At 67.0% G+C, this 17262-nt stretch carries 15 protein-coding genes; 3 read left to right on the forward strand and 12 right to left on the reverse strand.

Annotation, left to right across the window (positions count from 1 at the left end):
- Window positions 1–5 precede the first annotated feature (5 nt).
- From FEF15_RS01050 to FEF15_RS01080, 7 genes are all read right to left on the reverse strand, one after another.
- Window positions 6–1658, reverse strand: coding sequence for a dihydrolipoyllysine-residue acetyltransferase (locus FEF15_RS01050; RefSeq protein WP_163557228.1), 1653 nt, complete (start codon window positions 1656–1658; stop codon window positions 6–8).
- A 28-nt stretch (window positions 1659–1686) separates the two neighbouring features.
- The gene (locus FEF15_RS01055) at window positions 1687–2664 is read right to left on the reverse strand and encodes a transketolase C-terminal domain-containing protein (protein ID WP_163557229.1); all 978 of its coding nucleotides are present in this window, start codon (window positions 2662–2664) and stop codon (window positions 1687–1689) included.
- Window position 2665: 1 nt separating this feature from the next.
- Window positions 2666–3901 carry a thiamine pyrophosphate-dependent dehydrogenase E1 component subunit alpha gene (locus FEF15_RS01060; RefSeq protein ID WP_163557230.1) on the reverse strand — a complete coding sequence of 412 codons (1236 nt, stop codon included), beginning with the start codon at window positions 3899–3901 and terminating at the stop codon, window positions 2666–2668.
- Window positions 3902–4064: 163 nt separating this feature from the next.
- Window positions 4065–4823 carry an ABC transporter permease gene (locus tag FEF15_RS01065; RefSeq protein WP_163557231.1) on the reverse strand — a complete coding sequence of 253 codons (759 nt, stop codon included), beginning with the start codon at window positions 4821–4823 and terminating at the stop codon, window positions 4065–4067.
- Complete coding sequence (locus FEF15_RS01070; RefSeq protein WP_163557232.1) at window positions 4820–5758, reverse strand: ABC transporter ATP-binding protein; 939 nt, start codon at window positions 5756–5758, stop codon at window positions 4820–4822. The genes FEF15_RS01065 and FEF15_RS01070 overlap by 4 nt, the downstream gene beginning before the upstream one ends.
- Window positions 5755–6909, reverse strand: coding sequence for an ABC transporter permease (locus FEF15_RS01075; protein ID WP_240454031.1), 1155 nt, complete (start codon window positions 6907–6909; stop codon window positions 5755–5757). The genes FEF15_RS01070 and FEF15_RS01075 overlap by 4 nt, the downstream gene beginning before the upstream one ends.
- Before the next feature lie 3 nt (window positions 6910–6912).
- The gene (locus tag FEF15_RS01080) at window positions 6913–7830 is read right to left on the reverse strand and encodes an ABC transporter substrate-binding protein (protein WP_163557233.1); all 918 of its coding nucleotides are present in this window, start codon (window positions 7828–7830) and stop codon (window positions 6913–6915) included.
- 92 nt (window positions 7831–7922) lie between these two features.
- Between FEF15_RS01080 and FEF15_RS01085 the strand changes: the two genes are divergently transcribed.
- Window positions 7923–8918, forward strand: coding sequence for a DUF1853 family protein (locus tag FEF15_RS01085; RefSeq protein ID WP_163557234.1), 996 nt, complete (start codon window positions 7923–7925; stop codon window positions 8916–8918).
- Here the strand turns inward: FEF15_RS01085 and cysS are convergent.
- Window positions 8891–10288 (reverse strand): cysteine--tRNA ligase, encoded by a 1398-nt coding sequence (gene cysS / locus FEF15_RS01090; protein ID WP_163557329.1) that lies wholly within the window; start codon window positions 10286–10288, stop codon window positions 8891–8893. The genes FEF15_RS01085 and cysS overlap by 28 nt on opposite strands.
- A gap of 14 nt (window positions 10289–10302) precedes the next feature.
- Window positions 10303–11982 (reverse strand): glutamine--tRNA ligase/YqeY domain fusion protein, encoded by a 1680-nt coding sequence (locus FEF15_RS01095; protein ID WP_163557235.1) that lies wholly within the window; start codon window positions 11980–11982, stop codon window positions 10303–10305.
- Between the two features lie 167 nt (window positions 11983–12149).
- Between FEF15_RS01095 and FEF15_RS01100 the strand changes: the two genes are divergently transcribed.
- Together FEF15_RS01100 and lpxH are read left to right on the forward strand one after the other, a co-directional pair.
- Window positions 12150–12662, forward strand: a complete 513-nt coding sequence (locus FEF15_RS01100; protein ID WP_163557236.1) for a peptidylprolyl isomerase — start codon at window positions 12150–12152, stop codon at window positions 12660–12662.
- 84 nt (window positions 12663–12746) lie between these two features.
- Window positions 12747–13508, forward strand: coding sequence for a UDP-2,3-diacylglucosamine diphosphatase (gene lpxH, locus FEF15_RS01105; protein WP_163557237.1), 762 nt, complete (start codon window positions 12747–12749; stop codon window positions 13506–13508).
- 74 nt (window positions 13509–13582) lie between these two features.
- Here lpxH and FEF15_RS01110 read toward each other — a convergent pair whose 3' ends face one another.
- The 3 genes from FEF15_RS01110 to FEF15_RS01120 all read right to left on the reverse strand — a co-directional run bounded on the left by FEF15_RS01110 (window position 13583) and on the right by FEF15_RS01120 (window position 17092).
- Window positions 13583–14602, reverse strand: coding sequence for a GTP-binding protein (locus FEF15_RS01110; protein WP_163557238.1), 1020 nt, complete (start codon window positions 14600–14602; stop codon window positions 13583–13585).
- Between the two features lie 206 nt (window positions 14603–14808).
- Window positions 14809–16626 carry a SurA N-terminal domain-containing protein gene (locus FEF15_RS01115; RefSeq protein WP_163557239.1) on the reverse strand — a complete coding sequence of 606 codons (1818 nt, stop codon included), beginning with the start codon at window positions 16624–16626 and terminating at the stop codon, window positions 14809–14811.
- Window positions 16627–16819: 193 nt separating this feature from the next.
- Entirely contained in the window at window positions 16820–17092 is a 273-nt protein-coding gene (locus FEF15_RS01120; RefSeq protein ID WP_163557240.1) for an HU family DNA-binding protein, read from the reverse strand.
- Between the last annotated feature and the right edge of the window lie 170 nt (window positions 17093–17262).

Here is a 17262-nt window from a genome sequence, read left to right on the forward strand (position 1 = left end):
GCTCCTCAGCCGAGATGCAGGAGCATCGTCTCCGGCGCTTCCAGATAGCCCTTCCAGGCATTGCAGAAGCGGGCAATGGTGCCGCCGTCGATGATTCGGTGGTCCCCGGCCCAGGTGACCGTCATGATCGCCCGGCGCACCACCTCGCCGGCCTCGTCGAAGCGCGGCAGCCACTGGATCTTGCCAATGGCGACAATCGCCACTTCCGGGGCGTTGATGATCGGCGCCGCATAGGTGCCACCCAGCGCCCCGATATTGGAGATGCTGATGGTACCGCCCTTGAGGTCTTCCTGGGCCACCTTGCCGCTGCGCGCCGCCTCGGTGAGGCGCTGGATCTCGCCGGCCACCTCGAGCAGGGTACGTCGCTCCACGCCCTTGACGTTGGGTACCAGCAACCCGGCCTGGCTGTCCACCGCCATGCCCACGTTGACCGAGGGCAGGTAGTGGATCTCGCTGGCGGCTGCATCGAGGCGGGCATTGAGAATCGGCTCCTCGCGTACCGCCAGCGCCATCGCCTTCATGAAGAACGGCATCAGCGTCAGGCGCGCTCCCTTTGCCTCGGCCTGCGGTTTCAGGCGCTCGCGCAGCGCAAGCAGCGCCGTGACGTCGATCTCCTCGCCATACTGAAAATGCGGGATGGTAGTGGCGGCTTCCACCATGCGCTTGGCCATCACCGCGCGCACCCCGCGCAGGGGCTCCACGCGCACCTCGCTCGCCTCAGCCTCGGACGCGAGTGCCGGCGACGGAGTGGACTGGGCTGGAGAGGCCGTTGCGGCGGAGAGGGCAGCCCCCTGCTCCAGGTAGCGCAGCACGTCCTCCTTGAGCACCCGCCCCTGCTTGCCGGTGCCGGGCACGTCCTCCAGGGCGAGGTCGTACTCGCGCATCAGGCGACGCACCGCCGGTGCGGCGGGAATGCGACCGTAGGGGCCGTAGCCGCCGGCCGCGCGCGGTGACGCGTCCGCGGGCCTGGTCCGTCGAGACGCGGGCTCGGGCTCGGCAGGCCGCGCATCGGCCGCGCGCGCCGGAGCCGCGTCGGACGCCGTATCCTCGACGCTGTCGGGCACATAGGCAAAGAGCGGCGCATGCACCTTGGCCACCTCGCCCTTGGGCACGTGAAGCCGACTCACTCGCCCCCCTTCCGGCGCGGTGATCTCCACCAAGGCCTTGTCGGTCATGACGTCGACCACCGGCTGGTCCTCGGCGATGTGCTCGCCTTCGGCCACACGCCACTCCACCACCTCACACTCGACGATGCCCTCGCCGATATCGGGAAGGATGAAGTCCTTGGCCGCGGCCGTCGGTTTTTCGACCCCCTCGCTGGGTTCGGCCGGCGCCGGCTGCTGGGCGACGGAGTCACCGCCGGGTGCCGCTGCCGTCGTCTCAGCCGCTTGCTGGGGTGTATCGGCATCCGCCGGCTCTCCCTCGGCGGGCTCGTAGGCGAACAATGGCGCGTGCACCTTGGCCACCTCGCCCTTGGGCACATGGAGCCGGGTGATACGCCCCGCCTCGGGCGCGGTGATCTCGACCAGCGCCTTGTCGGTCATCACCTCGACGACCGGCTGGTCCTCCTCGATGACGTCGCCCTCGGCGACCCGCCACTCCACGATCTCGCATTCCACGATACCTTCGCCGATATCGGGCAGCATGAACTCACTCATCTTGCGTCTCCTGTCCTGATACCGGTCGTCAAAATTCCACACTGGCGCGGATGGCCTCATAGACCTTGAGGTGATCCGGCATGTACTCCTTCTCCAGTGTCAGCGGGAAGGGCGTGTCCAGGCCGGTCACCCGCGCGATGGGCGACTCCAGGTACAGGAAGCAGCGCTCCTGGATGGCCGCGGCGATTTCGCCGGCGAATCCCCCGGTGAGCGGCGCCTCGTGGGCGATCACCAGCCGGCCGGTCTTGAGCACCGACTCCGCCACGGTGTCCTCGTCCCAAGGCAGGATGGAGCGAAGGTCGATCACTTCGCAGGAGATGCCCGACTTCTCGGCCTGCTCGACGGCACGGTCGATCATCTCCATCTGGGCGCCCCAGCCGAGCACGGTGACATCGGTACCCTCCTTGGTCACCTCGGCCTCGCCGATGGGCAGCTGGTAGTCGTCTTCCGGCACCTCGCCGGTGGAGGCGCGGTAGAGCCGCTTGGGCTCGAAGAAGATCACCGGGTCGGGGTCACGGATCGCCGAGAGCAGCAAGCCCTTGGCCTGGTAGGGATTGCGCGGCACCACGACCTTGAGCCCCGGGGTGTGCGCGAAATAGGCCTCGGGAGACTGGGAGTGGTAGAGCCCGCCGGAGATGCCGCCACCGTAGGGGGTGCGGATGGTCAGGCCGCCAACGTTGAAGAGGTCGCCGGAGCGGAAGCGGAACTTGGCCGTCTCGTTGACGATCTGGTCGAAGGCCGGAAAGATGTAGTCGGCAAACTGGATCTCGGCCACCGGCACGGAGCCCTGGGCGGCCAGGCCGTTGGCGAAGCCGATGATGCCCTGTTCCACCAGCGGCGTGTTGAAGCAGCGCGACTTGCCGTAGCGCTCCTGCAGGTGGCTGGTGGCGCGAAACACGCCGCCGAACACCCCTACGTCCTCGCCGAAGCAGATCACCCGCTCGTCTTCCGCCATGGCGATATCCAGGGCATTGTTGATCGCCTGCAGCATGTTCATGGTCGGCATCTCAGGCACCTCCCTGGTCGTCATCGGCCGGTTTGTCGGCGGCATCCTCGGCGCGCACGTCGGGATCCAGCGACCGCGCTCCCTTGGGGTACTCGTCGGGATAGCGACGGATGTGGCGCTTGAGAGCGTCGAGCTGGCGCTGCAGGGCCGGAGTCACGTCGGCATAGACATCGGTGACCAGGCTGTCCAGGGGCGGCGGCGGGCGCTTCTCGGCACGCTTCATGGTCTCCAGGACTTCGCGGCGCAGGCTCTCCTGCAGCGCCTTCTCCTCGTCGTCGCTCCACCACCCCTTGTCGGTGAGCCAGCGCCGCATGCGTAGGATGGGGTCCTTCTCGCGCCAGGCATCCTCCTCCTTGCGCGAGCGGTAGCCGGAAGGGTCGTCCGAGGAGGAGTGGGCGGCCAGACGGTAGGTCATCGCCTCGATCAGCACCGGCTGATTCTTGTCCACGGCGATGGCGCGCGCCGCCTGAGTGGCACGATAGACGGCCAGGATATCGTTGCCATCCACGCGGATGACATGCATGCGATAGCCGAAGGCACGTGGCGCAATGCCGTCGGCGGCGAACTGCTCATGGGCCGGCGTGGAGATGGCATAGCCGTTGTTGCGGCAGAAGAAGATCACCGGCACCTCGTGCACCGCGGCCATGTTCAGGGCGGCGTGGAAATCCCCTTCGGAGGCGGCACCCTCGCCGAAGAAGGTGATGGTGCAGTTCCCTTCGCCGGCCATCTTCTGGCCATAGGCGTAGCCGGTGGCCTGGGGGATCTGGGTAGCCAGGGGCGACGAGATCGTCATGTAGTGCAGCTTGCGCGACCCGTAGTGGATCGGCATCTGACGCCCCTTGCCGTAGTCGAGCTCGTTGCCGAACAGCTGGTTCATGAACTCGTCGTAGGTGAAGCCGCGGTAGACCAGTGCGCCCTGTTCGCGGTACTGGGCCATGATCATGTCGGTGTCGTCGAGCGCCGCCGTGGCACCGACAACGGCGGCCTCCTCGCCGGTGCACTGCATGTAGAAGGAGAGGCGCCCCTGGCGCTGCGCCGCCAGCATGCGCTCGTCGAGCACCCGGGTGGTGAGCATGGCGCGATAGATGCGCAGCGCCTTGTCCCGGTCCTGGTCGAGGTCGGGCACCTCGGCGCCCTCGAAGAGGGTGCCGTCCTGCTGCAGTAACCGGTAGGTCGGGATATGGAACTCATCGCCGGTCATGAACGCCAGCGCATGGACATCTTCTGTTGTTGTCATCTTCCTGGTCCTTGGGTGGTGGCAGGAGGAAAACCGCCCCTTGTGAGGGCAGTGTTGTCATAACTGTAGCGCCGCGCCAGAGGTTCGCTCCAACGCAGCGCCGATAATACGACAGTTGACGTTAACGTCAAATCGTCAGAAAGGCTCACCCATGATGCCCGCGTCAGCCCTGCCGCACCACCCGGCGCTGCAGGCGTTCGAAGGCGCTGTCCACGGTGATCGCCAGCAGGCCGATGAGCAGTGCCCCCTGCAGCACGTAGGCGGTATTGCCATTGACGATGCCGGAGATGATGGGATCGCCCAGGTTGCTGGCGCCCACGGTAGCGCCGATGGCGGCGGTGGCGACATTGATGGTCACCGAGGTACGCACCCCGGCGAGGATCACCGGGGCGGCCAGCGGCAGCTCCACCTGACGCAGGATCTGGCCGGGGGTCATACCCATGCCGCGGGCCGCCTCGTGCACGCCCGGATCGATGCCCTGAATGCCGGCCAGGGTGTTGCGCACGATGGGCAACAGGCCATAAAGCAGCAGGGCCACCACGATCGGCAGGGTACCGAAGCCCAGTGCCGGCACTGCCAGCGCCAGCACGGCGACAGGGGGAAAGGTCTGGCCGATGGAGGCGAGCTGAGTCACCAGCGGCAGGAAGTCGCGCCCCGCCGGTCGTGTCACCGCCACCGCGCCACCCACGCCGAGCAGCACGGCCAGGAGTGAAGCCAGCCCCACTACCATCACGTGCTGGCCCAGCAGCGCCAGGAAGCTGGCACGCACATAGAGCACGTCGCGACTGTCGGGCTCGATGACGCGCAACGGACCTTCGAGCAGCCCCATTCCCAGGCTCAGCGCCAACAGCAGCGCCAGCCAGGCGAGCGGCACCCACCAACCGGCCAGCGAGTGACGTTGCCTGACGACATCCCCGCTCATGCCTTGCTCCCCACCAGCCGGCGCAGCGACAGCTCGCCGATGGGAATGTCGTCATCGTCGACCACGGTGAGGCGGTCGACGCGGTGCCACAGCATCAGCGACAGCGCCTGATTGAGGGGAACATCGACCGCGACGCGCTCGTGGGCAAGCAGGCGCGGTCCCAGCGGCAGCATGCGGTCGCGCACCCGGGTCAGGGCGGCTTCCTTGAGGCCACGCGCATCGCCGCCGAGCATCGAGGCCACGAAATCGTCCACCGGCTCGTGGAGCAGCTCGAGGGGCGGCCCCTGCTGGACGATGCGCCCCTGGCGCATGACCACCAGGCGGTCGGCCAGCGCCAGGGCCTCGTCCATGTCGTGGGTAACGAAGACGATGGTCTTGTGCAGGCGCGCCTGAAGGTCGAGCAGTTCGTGCTGCAGCGCCTCGCGGGTGATCGGATCGAGGGCCCCGAAGGGCTCGTCCATGAGCAGGATCTCGGGGTCGGCTGCCAGGGCTCGGGCCACGCCGACCCGCTGCGCCTGACCGCCAGAGAGCTGGTGGGGATACTTGGCGGCGAACTCCTCGATCGGCAGGCCGAGCAGCGCCATCAGCGTCTCGACCCGCTCGCGCACCTGGGCGCGCGGCCACTTGAGCAGCCGTGGCACCAGACCGATGTTGCGTGCCACCGTCCAGTGCGGAAACAGGCCGGTATTCTGGATCACGTAGCCGATGCGCCGGCGCAGGGTCACCTCGTCGAAGGTCCTCACCGGCTGGCCGTCGAGATGGATCTCCCCGTCGCTGTGTTCGATGAGCCGGTTGATCATGCGCAGGGTGGTGGACTTGCCGCAGCCCGAGGTACCGACCAGCACGCACAGCTCGCCCTTCTGCACCCGCAGCGAGATGGCGTCGACCGCCACCTCCTCGCCGAAACGCTTGGTGACGTCGAACAGCTCGATCACGTCGTTCCTCCCTGACGCAGCCAGTCGGCAAGGGCGCTGAGCAGCGCATCGACCATCAGGGCCAGGGCGATGATCGGCAACGCCCCGAGCAGCACCAGGTCCATCGCCGCCTGCCCCAGCCCCTGAAAAATGAAGGTACCGAGCCCCCCGGCACCGATCAGTGCCGCCACCGCGGTGAGCCCGATGGCCTGCACGGTGGTGATGCGAATGCCCTCCAGCACCACCGGCAGGGCCAGCGGCAGGCGGACCTGGAGAAACACCTGGCGCTGGCTCATACCCATGCCGCGCGCCGCCTCGATCACGGCGGGGTCGACCTCTTCCAGGGCCACGAAGGTGTTGCGCACCATGGGGAGCAGGCTGTAGCCGAGCAGCGCCAGCCAGGCCGGCGCCCAGCCGATGCCGCTCACGCCCAGTGCCGCCAACCACTCCACCCGTGATGCCAGCCAGGCCAGCGGCGCCAGCAGCAATCCGAACAGGGCGATACTGGGAATGGTCTGCAGGAAGTTGAGTATCCCGAACCCCACGCGGCGCACGCCGGCACGGCGACGCATGGCGAGCGCCAGGCACACGCCCAGCAACAGTGCTGCCCCCACCGCCGACCCGACCAAGGCGAGGTGCTGACCGATGGCACCCACGAACTGATCGCTGCGCACCTGGTACTCGCGATAGAGCGCCAGGGGAGCCAGCCACTGCATCAGGCAGACCCACCAGGCGAGCAGGACCGGCAGCAGCAGGGCCCAGCCCAGGGGGCGAGACAGGGCCAGGCGCGCCCGCAACTCGATCAGCGCCAGCAACCACAGGAAGAGCAGCAACCAGAGCGCACTCCCCAGGCCCAGTCGCGAGGCGGCTTCCAGGGTCGCCGCCACGCCCGACAGCCACAGAGGCATGGCGGCCAGCAGGCCAACGACCAGGACCAGGGCGGCGCGCAGATGCCATGTGAAGGGGCGCCAGGCCAGCGTGGCCACGCCCAGCATGGGTACCGTGGCCAGGAGCGCCACGCCCCAGCCCAGCGCCTCCTGGGCCCGCTGAGGGGTTCCCGGCACGATGCGGTTGGGCGCCACGCTGATCGCCGGCAGGGTCAGCCAGGCGACCACGCCGACGAGCATCAACACCAGCAGCACGGCATTGGGCTTGGACCTTGCCTGCTGCACGCGCTACTCCGTTGTCTCGAGACCGTCGAGGAAGCGGGCAGCGACCTCGCTGGGAGCGATGCCATTCACCGCCACCTCGCCGTTGAGGCGCTGCAGGGTTTCCAGATCCAGGGCGGAGAAGACCGGTTCGAGCAGCGTCTCGATCTCGGGATAGGCCTCGAGGACGGCTTCGCGGACCACGGGTGCCGGCTGGTACACCGGCTGCACGCCGAGCGAGTCCTCCAGCACCACCAGGCCCAGGGCGCCCAGGCCACCATCGGTACCGTAAGTCATGGCGGCGTTCACGCCGCTGGTCTGCTGGGCGGCGGCACGCATGGTGGCGGCGGTGTTGCCCCCTGAGAGAACCAGCAGTTGGTCGGACGACAGTTCGAAGCCATAGGCTTCCTGGAAGGCGGGCAGCGCCTGGGGGGACTCGACGAACTCGGCGCTGGCCGCGAACTTGAACTCGCCGCCGTCGGCCAGGTAGTCCGCCAGGTCCTCTAGCGTCTCGAGACCATGCTCCTCGGCCAGGTCGGCACGCACGCTCATCGCCCAGGTGTTGTTGGCCTCGGCGGGCGTCAGCCACACCAGCCCGTTCTCGGCGTCACGCTCGCGCACCGTGGCCAGCGCCTCGTCGGCATCGTGCCAGACGTCGCTGCCGGTCATGTCGAAGAAGAAGGCGCCGTTGCCGGTGTATTCGGGATAGATGTCGATCTCGCCGGTCAGCAGCGCCTCCCGGACGATGCTGGTGCCGCCGAGCTGCAGGCGATCCTCGGTCGCGATGCCGGCCTGCTCCAGGCGCTGGAGAATCAGTTCCCCCAGTACGGAGCCTTCGGTATCGATCTTGGAGGCCACCACCACCGGTTCGTTGGCATGGGCCACCGAGAGCGTCAGCGCAGAGCCGGCAGCCAGGGCCGCCAGGCCGATCAGGGAGCGGTTCATCGTCACCACCCGTTCGTTGTGAATGTACGCAGAGTATAAGGCGTGTACAGTTTGCCTGTCAGACGCCGATCTCAACGCGACACCGACCCGCCATGCGAGATACCGCCACCTCCCTACTCGACCGTTGGCATCACCCCCTGGTGAGGGACCTGGCGTGGCTGCTGGCTTGCCCCGACCTGGTCGATGGCAGCTGGCCGCCGCGCCCCGGCCGCGACGACCTGGGCCTGTCCGACCCCGCGCACCTCGACGCCTGGCTCGCCGACCTCGAAGGGAACCCGGCCGCCCTCGAGGCGTGCGTCGGCGACACCCTCGCGGGGCGCATGGGGCTCTACCATGAACGGCTGTGGCAATTCCTGCTGGCGCACTCACCCGGTACCCGCCTGCTCGCCCACAACCTCAGGGTCCACCGCGAGAAGCAGACCCTGGGCGAGCTGGACCTGCTCTACTGCCGCGACGATCGCGCCATACCGATCCACCTGGAGGTGGCCATCAAGTTCTACCTGGGCCTGCCGGAAGGCCCGGGCGAGGCGGCGGACCCGGCACGCTGGATCGGCCCCGGGGGTGCCGACAGCCTGGCCTGCAAGCTCGCCCACCTGCGCGACCATCAGCTACCCCTGAGCAGCCGCGCCGAAGCGCGTGAAGTTATCCGCGAGGCACTCGCCGACCGGCTGCCGGGCCCGCTGATGACGATTACCCGTCGCCTGGCCTTGCCCGGCGTGCTCTTTCAGCCGTGGCGCGCCCCCCTGCCCACCCCGCGCGGCAGCGCGGCAACACACTGGCAGGGACGCTGGCTGAGGTGGTCGGAGTGGCGCGACTTTCGGGATGGACTGCCCCCCAGCACCCGTGGCGCCTGGCTGGCCCGCCCGCACTGGCTAGCCCTGCCGCGTGACCCAGCCTTCGTGGCACTGCGCACCTTGGAGGCCCGTCTCGCCCAGCACTTCGCCGACCCCGGCTCGCCGGTGCAGGTGGCACTGGCCACCCCGGCGGGGAGGCAACGGCTGTTCATCGTGGACGACGACTGGCCACGGCAGATCCCGCTGCCGCCGCGCCAGCCGCCGAGTCAGACGCGCTCGCCCGGCGGCTCGTAAATCCAGCGGGTGCCCTCCCGCGAGTCCTTGAGCTGAATGCCCAGGGCCGCCAGTTCGTCGCGAATGGCGTCGGCCGCGGCAAAGTCCCTGGCTTTCTTGGCCTCGGCGCGCGCGGCGATCTTTGCCTCGATCTCGGCCTCGGGCAGCGGCAGCGCGACCTCGCCCCCCTTGAGGAAGTACGCCGGCTCCTGGTCGAGGAGTCCCAGCACGTCACCCAGACGCTTGAGCTCGAAGGCCAGCGCCGGCGCCTGTTGGGGCTCTTCCTGCTTGGCGCGGTTGAGCTCGCGCGCCAGGTCGAAGAGCACGGAGAGCGCTTCGGGAGTGTTGAAATCGTCGTCCATGGCGGCGCCGAAGCGCTCGGTGAATCGCGCATCCACCTCGCCCTCGGCCGGCTCCACGCCGTCGAGCGCATTGTAGAAGCGCTCCAGCGAGCGCCTCGCCTCACCCAGCGCCTCCGGGGCATAGTTGATGGGGCTGCGGTAGTGGCTGGCCACCAGCAGGTAGCGCACCACTTCCGGATCGTGGACTTCAAGCACCTCACGAATGGTGAAGAAGTTGCCCAGCGACTTGGACATCTTCTCCTGATTCACCCGCACGGCGCCGGCATGCATCCAGGTGTTGACGAAGGGCTTGTCGTTGGCCGCTTCGCTCTGGGCGATCTCATTCTCGTGGTGGGGGAAGGTGAGATCGGGCCCGCCGCCGTGGATGTCGAAGGTCTCGCCCAGGCAGCACCGGGACATGGCCGAGCACTCGATATGCCAGCCGGGACGCCCTTCGCCCCAGGGCGACGGCCAGCTCGCCTCGCCAGGCTTGGCCGCCTTCCACAGCACGAAATCCAGCGGATCCTCCTTGTGCTCGCCCACCACGATCCGCGCTCCGGCGCGCATCTCGTCAGGATCGCGGTTGTTGAGCTTGCCGTAGCCCTCGAACTTCCTCACCCGGTAGTAGACATCGCCGTTGACCGCGGCATAGGCGAAGCCCTTGGCGATCAGCGTCTCGATCATGGCAACGATATCGCCCACGTGGCGCGTGGCGCGCGGCTCGCGGTCGGGACGCAGCACTCGGAGCCTCGCCTCGTCCTCGCGCATTGCCTCGATCATGCGCTCGGTCAGCGACCCAATCGACTCGCCGTTCTCCTCGGCCCGACGCAGGATCTTGTCGTCGATGTCGGTGATGTTGCGCACGTAGGTCACATCGAAGCCGCGATGGCGCAGATAGCGGGTGATGACGTCGAAGGCCACCATCACCCGGGCATGCCCCAGGTGACAGTAGTCGTACACCGTCATGCCACAGACGTACATGCGCACCTGGCCCGGGTCGATGGGCGTGAAGGCTTCCTTGCGCCGGGTCAGGGTATTGTAGATCAGCAGGTCTGCGCTCACGTTCACCCCTTCTTCTTGATCTTGGCCCAGGAATCCTTCAACCCCACGGTGCGATTGAATACCCGCTTGCCGTCGCAGCAGGCGTGACGATCGGCACAGAAGTAGCCCACCCGTTCGAACTGGAAGCGCGACTCGGGCGCGGCGGCGGCGAGGCTCGGCTCGCCGATGGCCTGCAGCGTGACCAGTGACTCGGGGTGCAGATGCTCGAGGAAGTCGGCATCCTTGTCCTTGTCGGGCTGCTCGACCTGGAAGAGGTTGTCGTAGAGGCGCACTTCCATGGGCACGCCGTGCGCGGCGCTGACCCAGTGGATCACCCCCTTCACCTTGCGACCCTCCGGGTTCTTGCCCAGGGTGTCGAAGTCCACCGAGCAGCGTAGCTCGCTGACCTCGCCGGCGGCATTCTTGACCACCTCGTCGCAGCGGATCACATAGCTGTTGCGCAGGCGCACCTCCTTGCCCGGCGCCAGGCGGAAGAACTTCTTGGGCGGCTCCTCCATGAAGTCGTCCTGGTCGATATAGATCTCGCGGGTGAACGGCACGCGGCGCACCGCCATATCCTCCCGCGCCGGATGGCCGGGCACCTCGTAGACTTCCTCGTGGTCTTCCGCCACGTTGGTCAGCACCACCTTGAGCGGCTTCAGCACACACATTGCCCGTGGCGCATTGTCCTCGAGGTCGGAGCGGATCGCGTGGTAGAGCATGGCGATATCGACCAGGCCGCCGTCGGCGCGCGTCACGCCGATCATCTCGCAGAACTTGCGGATCGAAGCCGGCGTGTAGCCGCGCCGACGCATGCCGGAGATTGTCGGCATGCGCGGATCGTCCCAGCCGTCGACGATACCCTGGTCCACCAGCAGTTTGAGCTTGCGCTTGGAGGTAAGGGTGTAGTTCATGTTGAGCCGCGCGAACTCGATCTGGCGCGGCGTCGTGGGTACCGGCAGATTGGCCAGGAACCAGTCGTAGAGCGGCCGGTGATCCTCGAACTCCAGGGTGCAGATGGAGTGTGTCACGCCTTCGATGGCATCCGACTGGCCGTGGGTGAAGTCATAGGAGGGGTAGATCTTCCACGCCTCGCCGGTCTGGTGATGGCTGGCATGGCGGATGCGGTAGAGGATGGGATCGCGCAGGTTGATGTTGGGCGCGGCCATATCGATCTTGGCGCGCAGCACCTTCTCCCCCTCGGCGAACTCACCGACACGCATGCGCTCGAGCAGGTCCAGGTTCTCCTCGGCGCTGCGCTCGCGATACGGACTGGGCGTGCCCGCCTCGGTCAGGGTGCCGCGATACTCGCGGATCTCGTCGGGCGAGAGGTCGTCGACGTACGCCTTGCCCTCGCGCACCAGGTGCTGCGCCCAGGCATAAAGCTGCTCGAAGTAGTCGGACGCAAACCGTACGGGACCTGACCAGGCAAACCCCAACCAGCTGACATCCTCCTTGATGGCATCGATGTAGGCCTGCTCCTCCTTCGCCGGATTGGTATCGTCGAAGCGCAGGTGACAATCGCCACCGAACTGCTCGGCCAGCCCGAAGTTCAGGCAGATCGACTTGGCGTGGCCGATATGCAGGAAACCGTTGGGCTCCGGAGGAAAGCGGGTGACGATCTGGGTGGTGCGACCCGCCGCGATCTCCTCCTGGATCTGGTTACGAATGAAGTTCGGCGCGCTGGTGGTTTCGGTGGTCATGGTTGGAAAGGCAACCTCTGGTTGAAATGCGGGCCTGGCGGTCGAACGCCGGGTATGGCCGGGTTCCCGCGCCTTCGCTTCGCGCAGCGAAGCAAAACCGCTATTATAGCGCCACGCCCATGCATGGCGCCAAGGCGCGCCCCGCTTCCTGACGAGGGATACCCGCAATGATCGTTCTTCAGACCAATTTCGGCGACATCCACGTCGCCCTCGATCACGACAACGCCCCCAAGACCGCCGCCAACTTCGAGCAGTACGTGCGCGACGGCTTCTACGACGGCACCCTCTTCCACCGCGTCATCGACGGCTTCATGGTCCAGGGCGGCGGCTTCGACACCGACTTCAACCAGAAGCCGACCCGCGACCCCGTCGAGAACGAGGCCGACAATGGCCTCAAGAATGCCACGGGCACACTGGCCATGGCCCGCACCCAGGACCCGCACTCCGCCACCGCACAGTTCTTCATCAACGTGGCCGACAACGACTTCCTCAACCACAGCGGCAAGTCCATCCAGGGCTGGGGCTACTGCGTATTCGGCAAGGTGGTCGACGGCATGGACGTGGTGGAGAAGATCAAGGCGGTGCCCACCACGCGTCGTGGCATGCATGCCGACGTGCCCGCCGAGGATGTCGTCATCCAGCGCGCTTACGTCGCCGAGACGCCAAACAGCGATGCCTGAGCCTTTCGCGCCCGCCCTTCCGGCGGGCGCTTGCGTTTCTGACACCCCGCCGCCCAACGACAAGAGCCCTGCGAGACGAGGCCCATGAGCACGCTGCTGATTTCCGACCTGCACCTGCACCCCGGCGCTCCCGAGCTGACCGAGCGCTTCCTCGACTGGCTCGGGCACCGCGCTCGCCAGGCCGAGGCGCTCTACATCCTGGGCGACTTCTTCGACGCCTGGATCGGCGACGATCTGCTCGACCTCGGAGACGCCGACCCCACCGGTCACGCGGCGCTGGCCAGGCGGGTGGTGACCGCCCTGCGTGAGCTCAGCGACAGCGGTACGGCCCTCTATCTCATGCACGGCAACCGCGACTTCCTGCTCGGCGAGCGCTTTGCCCGCGACGCGGGGGCCACCCTGCTGCCCGATCCCAGCGTAATGCCCCTGGGTGGCGCGCCGGTCCTGCTGATGCACGGCGACAGCCTCTGCACCGGCGATGACACCTACCAGGCCTTCCGCACGCAGGCACGCAATCCCCAGTGGCAGCGACAAATCCTGGCCCTGCCGATTCCCGACCGGCTGGCGCTGGCCCATTCGCTGCGCGAGCAGTCCGGCGAGGCCACATCCAACAAGGCCGACGCGATCATGGACGTCACCCCCGCGGAGGTGGTGCACGTCATGCACGCCCACGGGGTGGCGATCCTGATCCACGGCCATACGCATCGCCCCGCCGTGCACGGTCTCGAGGTCGATGGCCAGCCCGCCCGCCGGCTGGTGCTCGGCGACTGGCAGCCCGACCAGGGTTGGGAAATCGAGGTCGACGGAAACGGCCATCCCGAGCTCAGGGCCTTTTCTCTCGTCTAATGGCGGCAACAACGCGCAACACCGGACACTCTCTGCCGGCCCAGGCCAGCGCCAAATGAGGGACGACGGCCCGCCTATCCATTCAGGCAGGCGTTGAGACGAACCTCCAGCCAGTCGGCATCCGGCAACGCTCCCACCTCGGCAATGATCTCCAGGCGGGAATCCTGACGCCAGGCGGTGGGCTCGAGGCTCACCGTGCCCGCCGAGCGGTTATAGCGCTTCCAGCCCGCCTCGGTGTGCAGCACCCCCTTGACGCGCAGCCCGGACGGCAGATCACCGAGCAGCGCCGAGACGCGATCCAGTTCGAAGGCATCGTCGGGGTGCCAGCGCCAGCCCAGTGTCGCATAGCCCAGGGCTGCGCCCTCCTCGCGGACGGGATGCCCCGGCGTCGGTGCCGAGACGTCCATTCCCTCCAGCTCCACGCTGCCTGCCGCCTGCTGGCGCAGCCGCCGGTGCGCTTCGCTCTCCGGCAACGGGCGTTGCCCCGCCTCGGCAGGCGCGCTCTCGCCGCTCAGCAGCGACACGGCCAGCTCACCGTGGGGCGCCTGCCGTATCCACTTCTTGCGTGGCCAGCTCGCGTCCAGCCACGCCTGGGCGGCGGTCAGCTGGTCCGGGCTGGCCAGGTCGGTCATGGTCAAGGCCACGGCATCGGCCATGGCCAGTTGGTCGCGAAAGGTCTCGTGCTCCCGCGACCGGGGGTCGTCGAAGCGGCGCGGATCGAGCACGGCGATGATGTCGTGGACGGAGAGCACGCCGTCAAACGCCTCGCCGCGCAGCACCTCGAGCAACCCGGCCGGATGACCCAGGCCGGACGGCTCGATCAGCAAGCGATCGGGGCGGTGCCGGTGCAGGAGATTGACCAGGGCGGCCTGCATCACGAAGGCGAGCTGGCAGCACAGGCAGCCTCCCGGCAGCCCCTTGACCACTACCCCCGCCTGAGTATCGAACATGGCCTGATCGATCCCCACCTGGCCGAACTCGTTGACCAGCACGGCCCAGGTTTCCTGCGCCGGCTTCTGATCGATGAGGCTGCGGATCAGGCTGCTCTTGCCGCTACCCAGAAAGCCGGTGACCAGATGCACCGGCACGTTCATAACAGGTCCTTGAGACACGCTTGACTCCGGTACGCCTTGATTTGTTACAGGGTAACATCCTTGCGGCCACTGTCATTCAATAAGCCGAGAGCGTTGGTGTTCTTGCTTGTCTTTATGAAGATAACGGTATAAATATGCCGACCAAAGCCCCTCATAACAAAGGGGCACCCTTGGGTGCCCCTGGACTGTACGGCGGCGATCGCGATTCAGTAGCGCTCGATCTCCGCGGTATCACGCAGGTGAGCCCGCAGCGCCTGAATGGCGGACTGGCCGCGGAGCTGCTCGGCCATGCGGGCGACAAAGGCTTCCGTCTGCTCGTCGGGTTCGGCGTCGGCCACATTTTCGAGAGCGATCAGCACCACCCGCTCACCGTCGCTGGCCTGGCCATAGACTGGCTGGTCACGCTCAGGGTGCGGCAAGCGGAAAGCGGTCTGGACGACGAACCGAGGCGCCTCGCCGGTTTGGCGAGTGGCTCCCTCGACCCGCTGCCATTCGAGGTCGAGCGACTCGCCGTCGCGCAGGCGCTCTACGCGCTCTCGCGACACCTCAAGCAAGGCCTCCTGCGTCTTGCGCTGCTCCACGGCCGCTCGGACATCAACACGCACCTCTTCGAGGGGGCGCGTCGCGGCCTCGCGGTGCTCGGCTACCCGCAACACCAGGCGGCGGTCAGCATCGAGCTCGACGACCTCGCTGTTGAAACCCTCGCTCAGCACGTCCTGGCTGAAGGCTTCGCTCATCACGCCAGGCTCCCCCAGGACGCCGCTGGCGCTGTCGCGCGATACCCAGCCGCTCTCCCGCAGCTCGAGGTCGAGGCTCTCGGCCACGCTGGCCAGATCCTCGGCCGCGAAGCTCTCGTCGATCAACGCCTGAACACGGCGATTGAAGGTGTCATCGACGGCCTGAAGGGCAAGCTCGCGCTCCAGTTCATCGCGCATCTCCTCGAGAGGCGGCATGTCGAGTTCGGTTACTTTGACCAGGTGCAGGCCATTGCTGGTTTCGACGATCTCGGATACCTGGCCGACACCGATGCCGAAGGCGGCATCGTCGAAAGCGTCACCGAAGAAGCCGGGGCTGATGAAGCCCAGGTCACCGCCCTGCTCCGCCGTGGTGGCGTCATCGGAGAATTCACGCGCCAGCTCGGCAAAGGATTCACTTTCCGCCAGGCGCTCGCGGACCCTCTCCAGGCGTGCCCTCGCCTCCTCACGGCTACGCTCACCGTTGAAGGTGACCATGATGTGGGAGACCCGCCGATCGGCATCGCGGCTGCGAGCTTCCCAGGCGTCGCGGATCGCCTCGTCACTCACCTCAGCGGACTCGGCCATGGCCTGGCGATCGAGGATCACGTACTCGAGACGGACCTGCTCAGGGCGGCGGTACTGCTCGGCATTGGCCTCGTAGTAGGCCTGGATCTCCGCATCGCTGACCGCCACCGGTTCGCTGAGCTGCTCGGGAGTGAGCTGATGATGACGGAAGGTGCGGGTCTGACGCTGAAGTGCCGCGAGACGCTCGCGCTCGCGCTCCAGGGTGAAGTCACTCATGGCCACGCCCAGCTGCAGCTGCTGGCGCATCATGTCGACCTTCAAGGCCTCGCGGAAGGAAAGCGGCGTGAAGCCGGCACTCGCCAGCCGGTTGCGGAACAGCTCCTGCGAGAAGCGCCCCTCCTGATCCTGAAACTCCTGCAGGTTCACGATCACCTGGTCGATCTGCTCCTCGGAGAGGTAGAGGCCGCCGTCCTCTGCGTAGGACGTCATCAGCTGCTCACCGATGAGGCTGTCGAGCACCTCCCCGCGCAGGGCGCGCTCCTGCTCGGGCGGCACCTGGCCGGAGCGAATGGCGCGCTGGACCTCCAGCTCGAGCTGCTGGCGGGTGATCGGCTCGCCGTTGACCTCAGCGATCTCGTCGCCGCTGCCGCCGATGAGCCCCACCAGCGACTCGATGCCGAACAGGGCCAGTGCCGCGACGACGGCACCGACGATGATCTTGGCGCCCCAGCTCCGGGAGCGGTCTCGAATACTTTGCAGCATGCAGGCCTCGGTGATTAAGTAACGGAAATCGCGACCATTATACGCACGGCCCGGGCCTTCCGACCATGCCGCTCGCCAGGCTGGCCACAACCGAGAAAAAGGCGCATCGCCATGGCGATGCGCCTCTCTGTTGTCGCTCCGAGTGGGCGTGGCAGTGGCACCGCGGCTGCAGTGCCCGTAGCCCCATCGTCACTCAGTTGACGGAGTCCTTGAGCGCCTTGCCGGCCTTGAAGGTCGGCACCTTGGCAGCGCTGATCTGGATCGGCTCGCCGGTCTGCGGGTTGCGGCCAGTACGCGCCGCGCGCTCCTTGACGGAGAACGTACCGAAACCCACCAGGGAAACGGTGTCACCGCTCTTGAGGCTATCGGTGACGGTGTCGACCATCGCGTCCAACGCGCGCGTCGCGGCTGCCTTGGGAATATCAGCAGACGCGGCGATGGCTTCGATCAGCTCGGATTTGTTCACACTTCACCCCTTGACTGTTTCAGATAATGGCTCTTATCAGCGCGACTCTCGGCCAACAATTCGATCACGGCATGGCTGCAGTTTATAGCAATGCCGAAAAAGACGTGTCAAGCAACCTGCGGCGCCGAACCGCGCCATGCCGGCATTCTAAGACCGGTATGGCGCGAAGA

The organism is Halomonas sp. NO4 (assembly GCF_010994375.1).
In the GTDB taxonomy this organism is placed as follows: Bacteria; Pseudomonadota; Gammaproteobacteria; order Pseudomonadales; family Halomonadaceae; genus Halomonas.